8 protein-coding genes are annotated in these 12,805 nt (G+C 64.0%); 4 read left to right on the forward strand and 4 right to left on the reverse strand.

Annotated features, from left to right (window positions below; translation table 11 throughout):
• The first annotated feature begins 160 nt into the window (after window positions 1–160).
• From IPV69_RS08700 to IPV69_RS08710, 3 genes are all read left to right on the forward strand, one after another.
• Window positions 161–571, forward strand: coding sequence for a GlcG/HbpS family heme-binding protein (locus tag IPV69_RS08700; RefSeq protein WP_390884400.1), 411 nt, complete (start codon window positions 161–163; stop codon window positions 569–571).
• 216 nt (window positions 572–787) lie between these two features.
• On the forward strand, window positions 788–2,326 hold the full coding sequence (locus IPV69_RS08705; protein WP_206294687.1) for an FHA domain-containing protein: 1,539 nt from the start codon (window positions 788–790) through the stop codon (window positions 2,324–2,326).
• A gap of 167 nt (window positions 2,327–2,493) precedes the next feature.
• Window positions 2,494–3,789 (forward strand): hypothetical protein, encoded by a 1,296-nt coding sequence (locus IPV69_RS08710; RefSeq protein ID WP_206294688.1) that lies wholly within the window; start codon window positions 2,494–2,496, stop codon window positions 3,787–3,789.
• Between the two features lie 12 nt (window positions 3,790–3,801).
• On the opposite strand, the gene IPV69_RS08715 is transcribed toward IPV69_RS08710, so the two are convergent.
• The 3 genes from IPV69_RS08715 to IPV69_RS08725 form a co-directional block, all read right to left on the reverse strand.
• Window positions 3,802–4,320 carry a GNAT family N-acetyltransferase gene (locus tag IPV69_RS08715; RefSeq protein WP_206294689.1) on the reverse strand — a complete coding sequence of 173 codons (519 nt, stop codon included), beginning with the start codon at window positions 4,318–4,320 and terminating at the stop codon, window positions 3,802–3,804.
• Window positions 4,321–4,369: 49 nt separating this feature from the next.
• Window positions 4,370–4,867, reverse strand: a complete 498-nt coding sequence (locus tag IPV69_RS08720) for a metallophosphoesterase family protein (protein WP_206294690.1) — start codon at window positions 4,865–4,867, stop codon at window positions 4,370–4,372.
• 90 nt (window positions 4,868–4,957) lie between these two features.
• Window positions 4,958–6,760 carry an SMP-30/gluconolactonase/LRE family protein gene (locus IPV69_RS08725; protein ID WP_206294692.1) on the reverse strand — a complete coding sequence of 601 codons (1,803 nt, stop codon included), beginning with the start codon at window positions 6,758–6,760 and terminating at the stop codon, window positions 4,958–4,960.
• 201 nt (window positions 6,761–6,961) lie between these two features.
• Between IPV69_RS08725 and IPV69_RS08730 the strand changes: the two genes are divergently transcribed.
• On the forward strand, window positions 6,962–10,201 hold the full coding sequence (locus IPV69_RS08730) for a hypothetical protein (protein WP_206294694.1): 3,240 nt from the start codon (window positions 6,962–6,964) through the stop codon (window positions 10,199–10,201).
• Here IPV69_RS08730 and IPV69_RS08735 read toward each other — a convergent pair.
• On the reverse strand, window positions 10,188–12,641 hold the full coding sequence (locus tag IPV69_RS08735) for a PA14 domain-containing protein (RefSeq protein ID WP_206294695.1): 2,454 nt from the start codon (window positions 12,639–12,641) through the stop codon (window positions 10,188–10,190). The genes IPV69_RS08730 and IPV69_RS08735 overlap by 14 nt on opposite strands.
• Window positions 12,642–12,805 lie beyond the last annotated feature (164 nt).

The following is a 12,805-nucleotide window of genomic DNA, read 5'->3' on the forward strand; positions in this document are numbered from 1 at the left end:
TCGCAAGAACCCCTTGGTTTGGGGCGGCATGTTCGGACTGGCGTTCTCGGGCGCGCTGATGGTCGCCGGGCCGCTGTCGCAGACGGGTGCGCAGGAGCGCAAGCCCGCCCCGGCGGATCATGCCGCTGCTGCCCACGCGGCCGTCGCCGAGGCCAAGCCGCTGGCCGTCAATGACATCAGCCTGGCCCAGGCCCACGCCGCGATCGTGGCCGCCCAGGCCAAGGCGACCGAAATCAACACCAAGATGGACATCGCCGTCGTTGACGCCGGCGGCAATCTCAAAGCTTTTGCCCGCATGGACGGCGCATGGCTCGGAAGCATTGACATCTCGATCAAGAAGGCCAAGACGAGCCGCATGTTCGATATGCCAACCGGCGCGATCGGCAAGCTCTCGCAGCCCGGCGGCCCGCTGTACCAGATCGAAGTCTCCAACGGCGGCCTGATCACATTCCCGGGCGGGGTTCCGATCAAGGACGCCAAGGGCAACGTGATCGGAGCGATCGGCGTCTCAGGTTCGAGCGTCGAGAACGATCACGCCGTCGCCGAAGCCGGTGCCAGCGCGGTGAAGTAATCATTGACCATGTTTGGACAATGAACGGATAAAAAGCCGGGTCGCGAGCGGGTTCTACACCTGCCCGCGGCCCGGCTTTCGTGTTGCTATGTGCGCCTGTAATCCCCAACGCAGAGTTTTCTTTGCCCTGACGCCCGACAACCCGTACTCTAACCCGTCGTATCGTTGCCATTCGGCCCTTTAGAAACCCTTGACGGATCGCTCCGGAATACGGGCATGATGTCCTCCCTCGTCAACGCACGACCCGGAACGGCCGCACGTCAGTGCCCCATTCTCAAGCCCATTGACGGAAGCGCGATCGCAACGCCGATCGCGATCAATCGGCCGGTGTGCGTGGTCGGCGACCGCTCCCGCGTGCATCTGGTCCTGCCATCTCCCCTGGTCAGCCGGTCGCATGCCCTCATTGTCGATGACAGCGACGGGCTGTACGTGCGGGACCTGTCCAGCAGCAATGGCGTGATCGTCAACGACAAGCGTGTTCGCGAGCGGCTGCTCGCCGACGGCGACCGCCTGCGAATGGGGCCGTTCGCCTTTTCCTGCCGCATTCCTCAGGCCGCCCCTGACGACATTCAAGAGCCGGTTCCGGCGGAGATTCACGGCGACGACTTCACCCCCGTATCCCTCGGCGAGCGGCGGACCACCCTCATCGGCTCGCGCGGCGGGTGCGACGTGCGGGTTCGCGGCATCGGCGTCTCACCCGTTCACGCCGTCGTCTTCCGCCGACGCGGACGCTGGTTTATCCGCGACCTGTCCTCCGAAGGCGGAACACGCGTCTTTGGCCGACTCATCCGCGAGGCCGAACTCCTCGGCGGGGAACAGATTCGCATTGGCACGGCCGCGATTTGGTACATCCGGCCTGAGCTTGAGTCCCCAGCATCGGAGCAGGCTGCCGAAAACATCACCGTGAATCCCACGGGAGCAACCGCCGACACGCTGGCGCTCGACGACGTCCAGCCGATGGAAATTGGGCCCGGCGAAGCAGCCTTCAGCCCCCTGCCGTCGCAAGGTGAGAACTGGACCCGCAGCGACGGCTTCGACGCCGCCCAGGTCACTGCGGATGACCTGGGACTCGACGGCCCGGGTAGCGAAACGGCGCTCGCCAGCGCTTCGAACCTGCTATCGCTCGACCCCGAAAGAACGCTGGTAGAGGCCTCGCGAAGCGTTCTCACGCTCGCGGACCTGATCGACACGCCGATGACCTCGGATGATCTCGGGTTGAATGACGAAAACCCGGTGCGATCGATCGAGGAAGCCGATGCCAGCGGCGAGATCGGGCCGGAGGCCGATGCAGGCCCGCAGGATCTCGACGGGAAGGACACCGCCGCTCTCGCCCCCTCTCCGAGAACTGCTCTACCCTCCAACAACACAGACGGAACGCGGCGCGCTCGATCCCGGCCGGCGGCCAGACCAACGCCTATCGATGCGGGCGCGGCGTTCGAGCATGAAGTCATCGGTAACCCCGAAGAATCCGGCGCCCTACCGGAGTTTTCCGCACTGCTGGGGATTGATTCGGCGCTGGCAGACATGGGTTTGGGCGACGATGCCCCACCGCAGCGGCCGCCATCCGGAGAGCGGTTCCATCCGCATACGAGCGGGTCCGATATGTACTCGGCCCCTTCGGTCCCTCGTGACCAGATCCCCTGGTTTCGCGATCTGTCTTTTGTGCCCCTGGTCGCCGGTTGGGCCAAGTGCCCCGGCTGTGGGACGGCGTTTCCCCTGCATCCTGCGGGCTCAGCCGGGCGGACAGGCGACTAGCGACGGTGCCCGCCGACCAAAGTCACGCTCCGGACCGCCTGCATTCAAATCAATGATCTGCTATACTCTGCCGCATCGCGTCAATGACTGAATTCCGAGCCTTTTGATTACCTGGTGCCCAGATGAAACGCATAACCCGCTTTGCGATCGGGTGGAGTCTTGCAGCGATGCCTGCCATGACGTTCGCCCAGGACGCCGAGAAGCAGGTGGGCGTGGCGCAGGCGCGGATAAAGGTTGCCGCCGTCGTCGCCGACGCGAAGCCTGCAAAAGACGCAAACGAAGCCGGTGCGGAGGCCGCCAAGGCAAACCGCCCCGACGAGAATTTCCTGCGCAGCCAGCGCACCCAGCGCGACAACGTCAAGAACCAGAACACCGGCGCGGTTGACGGCGGCGAAGCAACGCTGGAAGACCTTGTCCGGCTGTCGATGGACGGGGACCAGCTCCGGCTCGAAGCCGTCGGATCCACAGGTGCGCGCAGCCAGCGATATCGCGTAAAAGGCGCAGACGCGGTCGTTACCGTTACGCGGTCGGTGTCATCAGCAATCGCCGTCGGCAACGGCGTGGTACGGCCGCCCTCGACATCGGTAAGCCTGAACCGTTTCGACCTGAACGTGAAGGACGACGAGACGATCTGGTCCACCAGCGCATCGCAGAGCAGCACCTACCTGTCGATTTCCGGTCAGAGCGTGCTGGGTCGCGTGTCGTTCTCACAGAACAACTCGACCCGTCTGAACGCCGGGGCGATCCGAACACAACCTGTGCGCGTGACGGTCTACGAATGGCAGGCCGGTCCTCGGCAGAAGTCGGTGTTTACGGCCGGCGCGGATTCGATCGACAAACTTCGCGCCCAGCACCCGGCCGAGTTTCGTAAGTATGTCGTTCCCCTGTTCCGCAAGTTCTCGGACATGAGCTGGATGACGCCGGGCGCGTCCGACGCGTACGGCGTTTTCGGGGAAATTACGCCGGACCCGCAGATGGCGGCGCGGGTGCAGGCACTGCTGCCCGAACTCGATTCCGACTCGTTTGCGACGCGAGAGGCGGCGGCGCGGCAGCTCATGGAGCTCGGACCGGCCGGTGTGCTCGCGGCACTGCGGATGGAGCCGGCGTCCCTTTCCGACGAGCAGAAGGGGCAGCTCGGTCGACTGATTGCGGCCCACCGGCGGCGATATATCGCCAACCCCGACGAGGCACGCCGCGACCCCAACTTCCTTGCCGACTGCCTGGAACATCCCGATTTCGCAGTCCGCGAGGCGGCCAAGCTTTCGCTGGAAAAGGTGCTGAATAAGCCGCTTACCTTCGATCCGAAGCTGACCGGCGACGCTCTGCAGGCGGCTGCCGACGATGTCCGCAAGCTGGTTCAGGAGTTGACCCCTGCGACCCAGCCGGCCGATCAACCGGCCGCCCCCGGTGCCGTTCCCGTTCCCGTTCCGGCCGTTATCGAGCAACGATTGCTGATTCGATGATGGCCCTGATTCCTACTCCCCTTCAGGCACCCTGCGACCGTAAAGATCGAGATAGAAATAGAGAAGGTCCTTGGCCTCGGTCTTGCGCGTTCGGCCGTGGCGGAACTGAAACTTCTCGAAGAGTTTGATCGCCGGGTCCCGATCCATGTAGGTGTCGAGAATAATCCGCAGATAGTTGTTTTCCTGGCAGAACCGAACGGCCTGCTCCATGAGGGCAGTGCCAATACCGCGGCGTCGGAACTGTTCGTCCACGCGAAGTCTGCGGATTTCGGCCGTGCCCTCCTGATGCGTCAACACGCCCACCATGCCGACCACCAGTGGCACACCGGCGGCGTCGGGTACTTCGGCAACCCAGAATCGGCTGCCTTCGTCAGCCATGTAATGCGCGTCGATCGCGTCGATATCTGATCCGGCGTCGCCCTCGGCAATTCGCCCCCCGATCAGCCCCTCCAGAAACAACCGCTGACACGCCTGCCGGTCGGAGGCGCGATAGCTTCTTACCGTGATGGACAATTCGCCCGGGGTCTGCATCCGCCACAGAGTGTAGCACGTGGGGCCGAAACTGAGCAGAGGATATCAGTCACACGCCAGCGGAAGCGACCTCGATCCAGCGTAGCTCGTCTGTTTCCAGGTTCAGTAAGGCGACGGATTTGACCGTAGCCCGGTGCAGCGCCCCCGGGTTGATGACGCGGACCCGGTCGAACCGCTGCTCGCCGGCAATATGGGTATGGCCGACCAGAAGGTAGTCATGCTCCTGCTCGGCCAGCACGAGCCGCAGGCGGGCGGCGTCGTCGCCGTGGGTGATCGCGATCTTCTTGCCACCCAGGTCCAGCGAGCCGTAGTTTTCAAGGCAGGAAACGCCGATCTGCCCGGCGTAACGACGAAGGGTGCTGCGGTCCCAATCAGTATTGCCGAAGACAAACCCCGAGGGTTCGCCGGCAAGGTGGTCAAGCACCTCTTCAGTTCCGACATCGCCGCAGTGAAGAAAGTAGGTCGCACCGGCGGCACGGAGGAGCCTCATCCCCTCCGCCATCGCGTGGACGCGTCCGTGAGTATCGCTGAGAATGCCGAGAAGCATGAGAAAGTCGATCGTTGACGGTTGATTGTCGGAAGGCCACGCAAGTCTCTTCGGCCATCGATGGTCCACTTTCGACCATCGACGATCCGTCTACATCCGCGGCTTCCCGGGGACCACCGGCCCGGCGTAGAAGATCACACCTTTGGGCTTAATCTTCCGCCGATACACCTTCTCGCCGCAGGTTACGTACAGGTACGACAGGTCCGGTCCGCCGATCGCGACGCTGCTCATCGGCTTTCCCGCGACCGGCTTGTTCACGATCGCGAACACGCGGCCGGCCTGGTCGAACACCTGGATGCCGATCGGCGAGCAGGCGTACAGCCGGCCGTCACGGTCCACCGTCAGGCCGTCGATACCGCTGTTGCTCGTGTTCGGAGGGATCTGGGCGTAGTAGTACAACGCCTTGTTGGTCAGGCTGCCGTCGGCTTTGATCTGATACGCGTACAGCCCCGCCCCTTTCATGTCCGAGACGATGAGCTGGCTCTGGTCCGGCGTCAGCACGATGCCGTTGGGGAAGTTCAACCCCTTGTCCGCCACCGTCTTCTCGCCGGTCGGGGTGATGTGCCAGACCTGCTGGTTCTTGTGGTCCGTCACGTAGACATGGCCGGTCGCCGTCACGACCAGGTCGTTGGGCATGATGTCGCTGGCGACGACTTCCATTTTCCCGTCGGCCGTATGGCGGACGATCTTGTTCGTCTTGTTGCACGCGACGTAGAGCTTGCCGTCAGGGCCAAACTCCGCCCCGTCCGGTCCCTCGGCGTTCTCGGCGAACAGGGTCACCTTGCCGTCGGGCGCGATCCGGTGAATCTTGCCCGTGCGGCCTTCGGTGAACATCACGCTTCCGTCGGCGTGGGCTGCCGGGCCTTCGCTGCCGGCGAGACCTTCGACCACCACCTGCCACTCTTCCCCGGGGATCAGAATCTCGCCGACGACGTTGCGCTGGTCCTTGGCGTTCTGGAACTGCGGCTTGGCGACGGGATTGGGGTAGTCCTTCCAGATGTACCGCAAGGCATCGGGCAAGAGCGATCCGCCGTGCTTGCCGTTATGGCCGCCGTCGCCGGGGGCCCACTGGTAGTCGTAGCCGGCAAATCGCAGGGCAGACATCATGTCATTGTTGCCGACCCACCAGGAGCCGGAGTAGATGTCCAGGTCGTTGCTGCCATCCTGCAGGAAAACGCGGATCGGCTTGCCTTCGTGCTTGCGGATGAGCGATGAGCAGTCCTGCCCGCCGCGAAGGTTGGTGAACGATCCGATAAACGAGATGACCCGGCTGAACTCCGCCGGCCGTTCCCATGCCGCCACCCACGCCGCGATTCCGCCACTGCTGCCGCCGCAGAGACCCCGGCCGTTGCCGTCTTTGACGACATTGAGATCCTTGGTCGCTTCTGGAAGGAGTTCTTCAATCAGGAAGCGGGCATTGAGATCGGTCGGCGAATCGTACTCGTAGCTGCGGTTCATGCGGGGCAGCGGATCGACGGGATTGCCCTTGTCGTCCTTCCCCTTGGCCGCGGTTGCCGGCGGCGGGATGACGCCGGGATTGACGAAGACGCCGATCGTGACCGGCATCTCTTTCTTATGGATCAGGTTGTCCATGACGACGGTGGCGCGGTAGCCGCCCTTGTCATTCTGAAACCCGCCGCCGTCGAAGAAGATCATCACGCAAGCTGGCGTCTTGCCGTCGTATTGGGCGGGGATGTAGACGTGGTAGTCTCGTTCGGTGCCGGGAAAGACTTTGCTCTTGTTGAACTTGTACGCCGTCACCTTGCCCTGCGGGACGCCTTCGACCCGCTGCGAGTCGGCACCCAGCTTGTAGTCGTCGGCGGCGCGGGAGGCGGAGGCGAAGCCGAGTGTCAGGACGAGTGCGAAGACCGGAATAGCGCGGGCGGTTGTCATGATCTGGATTCTGTCCGTCGTCGAGTGGCGAGTCAAAGGGTAAACCTGCATCTGGATCATTCGCCGTTCTCGATCCTTCGCTCTTCATACTTCAATCAAATCCGAGCCGCCTTGACCCTCCACGCCTCGCCCTCTAGCCTCCCCGGTTTCTGCCGGTGTCACGGATGTCGCCGGGCCTGATCGCTTTCTCGGAGACCTAACTTGCTCGCATTCGGGCTCGTACTGCTGCTGTTTTTCTACTTCCTCTTGGTCGGGTCGGCAGCACTGCGCCAACTCCACGCACGCCGGGAGGCGACCCAGGACCTCCTGATGTCCCCCACCGTCGGGGCCATCTTTACCGTGGTTCCGCTCTTCGTGCTGAACAGGATGTTCTCGATCCCCGTCGCGCACGGCGGGCCGGTCGTTGCGATCCTGGCGCTGGCGATTTCGATTTTCATCTATTGGCGAGGCCGCCGACCAACCACTTCCGCCGTATCAGCCACTGACGTGCCAGACTCGCCTGAAGGTGTCGCCCGCCTAGCTGCTTCGGGAGCGGCCATTCCCGCCGCAACCGCCGGCAACTGGAAGCGCGATCTCATCGGCTACCTCCCCTTTCTGCTCATCCTTCTCGCGGGGGCACTCTCCGTCGGCAGGCCGATGCTCGACAACGGCTTCGACTGGCTGTCGTTCAGCAACGACGACATGGCCAACTACGCGCTGGCCGGCGATCGGCTGCTGCGGCACGGCTTTGAAGAACTCCCGCCGCTGGAATCGCTCACCGAGGGCACCGAGTACGCCCAGAGCTATTGGTACTACCACGTGCCGATGATGGCCCGCAGCGGTGCTGAAATGATGCTCGCCTGGGTGTGCAGCCTGACCGGGCTCTCGTCCCACCAGGCGTTCATGCCCCTGATCGTCTGCTTCCACATCATGATGGCCGGCGCGGCGACCGCGATGATCTACACCTCGCCTGACCGCCGGCGTGCGGCCCTCTGTGCCTGCGTGCTGTCGGTCGCTTCCGCCCAGCTCGCGTTCGGCACCATCTACCAGTTGATCGCCCAGGACATTGGCCTCGCGGTCCTGTGCGTTAATGCCAGCATCCTGATCCGCGACTTCACCGGCCTTGCCCGGGGCACGCTGCTTCGCCATGGCATTCTCCTGGGCGTCACCGCGACCGGGCAGATGCTCATCTACCCCGAGGTCAATCCGTTCCTCGGCGTCTCGTTCTTCCTTTACCTCGCCTACCTGGCCCTGCGATCGCGGAAGAACCTCAAGCCACTTCTGCTCATGCTGGCTATCGGCGTGGTCGTCGCGCTGATCGTCCTCAACAGTTACACGTATAACGTGCTGGCTTTCATGGTCGGGCAGAAGGAGCAGGGCGCTCGCAGCGACGACCCGGCGCTCACGCTGTTCCCGTTCTTCCTGATCCCCAGTGGGTTCGCCAATTTCTGGGGCCTGGTGCAGATCACATCCATGCCGCCGGAACCCGGCTTCAGCATCACGATCGCCGTCGGCGCGTTGCTTCTGCTTCTGTCGGCTGTCGCGGCGATCTGGCTCACCTGGCGCAGTGGCGAACCGGCCGCGGCGCTGGCGCTGGTCAGCATCGTGCTGGCGGTCTACCTCTTCCGTTACAACTCGGGGTTCGGCCTCTACAAGCTCGCGATGTTCGCCCAGGCCTTCATCCTCCCGACGATCGCCCTGGCCTGGACACTACTGCTCGGCAAGTTCGACGTGAAACCGAAAGTCCGGCTGACCGTCTACCAGCTGCTGGTCGCCGCAGTCCTGGTGCTCGGGCTCTTGCTCCCGAATCTGCCCGAAGGCAAAACAATCGCGTGGGTCGCCGGCATTGGCATCGCAGCGCTCGCCGGGCTCTATGCCATTCGCCGGGTTCCTTCGCTCGTCTGGCTGATCCTGATCCTGGCGATTCCCAACCTTCGCCTACAGGGCTTCTATGTCCTTTACAGCCGCGACGAGGGCGGCGGCACGTTCAACGAAGTCCTGGGCGCGACGCGCGGCAAGGTCCTGCGCGAGTTCGTCCGCGAACTGGACCAGGCCCAGGCCGCCGGGTACGTCAACAAAGACACTCGCATCCTCTGCGATTCCTACAACATCTCGCTGACCAAGCTGCTGTCTGCCTACACCGCCGGGCGGGTGACGTCCTTCCCGGCCAGCCGGCTGACCGCGCACACGATGATTCCCAACGCCCCGCCCGAGGCCGCCCGCACCAAGTACAAGACGCAGGCCCGGAGCCTTTTCGAGCCGACCATCGCCCGGTCGCAGGAAGCACACTTCGAGTTCGATCCGGCGCATCCCGGCGGCGACTACTCGGCAAAGTTTTTCCTGTATGAACAAGGCGGCCGATCCGCCGACCCCACCCGCCCGCCGGACGACCCCAACACGCTCCTTGTCGCCGGCACGCGACAGATCAGCATGCTCAACCGCCGGCACTTCGGCGACGGCGACGGCAGCTTCGTCATGCGGCCAATCACCCAGGTGCAGAACCACCTGCTGTTCGTCGATTCGAACATGTCCGAGCCATACTACAAACCCGGCGACCCGTCCTTCATCTCGCTCTACCAACTGGAGCGAGACCCAGCGTTTTATGTCACGTCCACGATGGCCGGCGTTGGCCGTTACTTCCTCTTCGAGGTCATTAACCCTGAGCAGGAAGTCCGCCTGTTTCTCGACCTGACGATGTCGTTCAAAGGCGATTACCAGAACAAGTTGCCCAAGGCGTTTGCCGTCGGCACCGAACGCCAGCCGTTCGCAACCGTCGGCCGCGGAGCGTGCCGACTGGTGTCGCCGCCGATTAAACCCCAGCGCGTCCGCGGGCGGTCTTACGTCGGTATCGACCTGGGCGAGTTCGGGACGAAATTCTCCGTCGAACGCACCGGCTTCATGAAGCTCTACGGCATGAATGTCGGTCTCGACCGGCGGCTGCTGGTTGGGTTCGGCCGGGATATCTCACTCCTGGGCGAAGCCGAGTACCGCGCGTTCAATCCGCCTTCGACGATCTACATTTGGGGCAGCCCCGAAAGCCAGCTCCGCCATCCAGATGTCGAGTTCTCCGGTCTCTGCGAAGACGGCTGGATGTCGGAACACTCGTACGTCATTCTCGGGCAGAAGCTCGGCGAAACCCGGCTGGTCGTCCGCGGTTTCGTCGCCGACCTGGGCAATCCCGCATTCACCACCACGCCCACACTGCTCGTGGACGGCGTCCCGGTCCCGCTGATGGGAACCGTCGGCGAAAAGCCGTACAGCGGGTCGGTGGGTGTTGCCAATTTCAATCTCTACGCGGATGTTCCCGCGACCTCTGCCAACCGGCGGAAGGTCGAGCTGAAGTGGTCGGCCTATCAGCAGTTGCTCGGACTCGACAGCCGAAAGGCATCGGCCAAGATCCAGGTCCTCGGGTTTCAAACGCCAGCGGCTGCCGCAACCGAGGCGCCCGCTACCGGGAAATGACACCCGGAATCGCGATCACCTCGTTTTCGTCGAAGGTGATCGACTTCTTTATCCCCTGGTCGTTGTAGATGATCTCCAGCTTCTTGCGTTTGCCCGGCGTGGGGTCGGACATCAGGTCGGTGTGGGTCGCGTTCATCGGCTTGTTGTCGCGGACCATCACCCGCACGCGAACGGTGACATCCGCCCATTTGTTGCCCGGCCCGCCCCACCGTGCCGAGACGATCGACATCGCATTCCCGGCGACGGGTTTCCCACGCAGGATCAGGCCCATCGAATCGATATCTGCCGCGCCCCGCCCGCAGATGCCGACCACCGTGCGGCCGTCGCCGCCCAGCAGCGTTTCCTTTCCTCCAGTATTGCCGCCGACCCATTCCGATTCGTAGGTGTCGGCAAGCTTCAGCGATCCGTTCGGATTCACCCGGGCGAAGGTCACCTTGAACCCGTCAAGCCGCTGGCCGCCCTTGGCGGTGACGGACGCCACCGCATAGCCCGGCCGTGCAACCACCGACTGCGGCGACCCGCCAGGCGAGCCGTACATCTGCCCGTCGGTCTGCTGGCCGATGGAATCCTGAAACACCGGCACGATCGACTTGATGATCGGGTGGGAATAGAACGAGCCGGTCGTAATGCGGAACCCGGCGAGCGTGCCCATCGCGTCGGGCGCGACGCCGTCGTAAAACCCGCCGCCGAGACCACCCACCCGCGCCGTGCGGTCCAGCGGATCGGACATCAGCGAGCCGGCGGCGAGGTATTCTCCGCCGGCGCGGGCGTCGTGAAACAGGTACTGACCGCCGATCTCCTGATCGGTGAACTGCCCCGCCGACGTCCAGGTGATCCGCACCATCGACTTGTCCCACCGGCTGTTGTAGTGGATGCGGATGTCGTGCAGTCCTTCCACCATCAGCACGTCAACGGTGGCTTTGTTTGTCGGATTGTCTGATCTCAGCACCATCATGCCGTCGATCCAGATGCGGATCGATTCCTTCACCTTGACGTTGAAGGTGTAGGTGCCGGTCCGCGGTGCCTTGATCATGCCCGTCCAGCGGACGCCGAAGATGTCGGGATCGACGTTGGGGTCGGGGAGTTTGCTCGAGAAATCGCCGACGATGACGGGATCGATCCGCACCCGCTGCCGAAGGCGCAGGCCGGGGTCGTGGAAGATCTCGGCGATCAGGCCCGGCTCGAGCTTGCGCATCGCCGCGACGGCCTGGGTGATTCGCACCTGAGGAGTGTTGCGGTCCTGGTCGGCGATCTGCGGTAGCAACTCGCGATACCAATAGGCCGCGCGGTCCATGACATGGGCGCGGCTGCCTGGCGCCTCGGCACTGGCGATCGTCCACCACCGGTCTGCCAGGGTCATGCGGTCATTGGCGGCCAGTGGCATGGCCAGGTCGGCCAGCGCGACCGCCTTGAGCTTCGGGTCGTCACAGTCGGTCAGGATCGGCAGGCCGCGCGACCAGTAGCCCTTGGAGAAACAGACATATTTCCCTGCCATCGTGCGCTGCGCCGGCGTAGCGGTGCCGGCGGCGATGGCATCGAGCGCGGGCTTGGCCAGCGCGTGCTGCGCCTTTGTCGCCCGCATATCACCGGCGATCGTTCGCACCCGCCCTGCCAATACCGAATCCCGCGCCACCGCCCGCACCGCGCATTGTTCGGCGGCGAGTGTCAGTTTCTCGGCCAGGTCAAAGTCGTCTTCGCGCGTCGCCGCCTCGATGACGGGAATCGCCGCCGTCGCCAGCGCGTGGCCGTCGTGTGGAGTAATTGCCTTGGCGGCCATGTCGAGCACCATGGTGGACCTCAGCGACAGCTCGTCCACGGCGAAGCGATTCGCCACTCGATCGGCCATCCGCACGGCCAGTGGGGCATCGCCCGACAGGACAGCCACCTGCAGAGCGACCATCGCGGCGGCGTACCGTTCGGTCGCGCTTAGATCGGCGCCGCTGGAGGCGGCATCGATCTTGAGTGCCATGTTGCGGCGGGACATCCGGTCCTGCGCCGCCGTCAGCTCATTGGCGTAGAGCTTGTTGACTGCGAGGATGCCCCGGCTGGCCTCGGTCGGAACCGGCACCGGCAGCAACGCCTGCGTCGTGTCGGGGGCGACCGGAGGCGCGACTGGGATCGAGGGGCCAGGTGATGGCGGGACGGTCGGCGGCGGATCGGATACCGGGGGTTTCGGCGTGGGGGGCGCTGGCGTCGGCGGCTTTGGCGTCGATGGCGTCACCACGCCCGGGACGGGTGTCCGCGCTGGAACCGGTGGCGCCGGAGGTCGCGATCGCTCGCGCACCGTGGGTTGCGTCGCCGGGGCATCGTCGAATCCACCGAAGTCGAAGATATGCGACGGCTTCTTCTCGGCATCCTGTGCCGCCAAAGGCACGACCGCCACGAAAGCCACGGCGAGAAGAACCACGCAAATGGATCGGGCGTTGATCATCTTCGGCATTGCTATCCCCTTGAAGGAGTTGACTGGTGGCGCAATATAACGCAAGGCTGTAATCTGTTGCCACGGCCGGGGATTCACCAACGGAGCCGAAGCGATCGTTCGCACTTCACGGCACTACAGTAGCCATTGGTCCACAGCCCGAGCCCGTTGCAACGCTGTTACGG

It is taken from the genome of Humisphaera borealis (genome assembly GCF_015169395.1).
Lineage (GTDB): Bacteria > Planctomycetota > Phycisphaerae > Tepidisphaerales > Tepidisphaeraceae > Humisphaera > Humisphaera borealis.

What these genes read in the sequence shown, in the direction of transcription:
- IPV69_RS08715 (WP_206294689.1), bottom strand. Translation starts at nt 4,320, where the DNA reads ATGCAGACCCCGGGCGAATTGTCCATCACGGTAAGAAGCTATCGCGCC.
- IPV69_RS08720 (WP_206294690.1), bottom strand. Translation starts at nt 4,867, where the DNA reads ATGCTTCTCGGCATTCTCAGCGATACTCACGGACGCGTCCACGCGATG.
- IPV69_RS08725 (WP_206294692.1), bottom strand. Translation starts at nt 6,760, where the DNA reads ATGACAACCGCCCGCGCTATTCCGGTCTTCGCACTCGTCCTGACACTC.
- IPV69_RS08735 (WP_206294695.1), bottom strand. Translation starts at nt 12,641, where the DNA reads ATGCCGAAGATGATCAACGCCCGATCCATTTGCGTGGTTCTTCTCGCC.
- IPV69_RS08710 (WP_206294688.1), top strand. Translation starts at nt 2,494, where the DNA reads ATGCCTGCCATGACGTTCGCCCAGGACGCCGAGAAGCAGGTGGGCGTG.
- IPV69_RS08705 (WP_206294687.1), top strand. Translation starts at nt 788, where the DNA reads ATGATGTCCTCCCTCGTCAACGCACGACCCGGAACGGCCGCACGTCAG.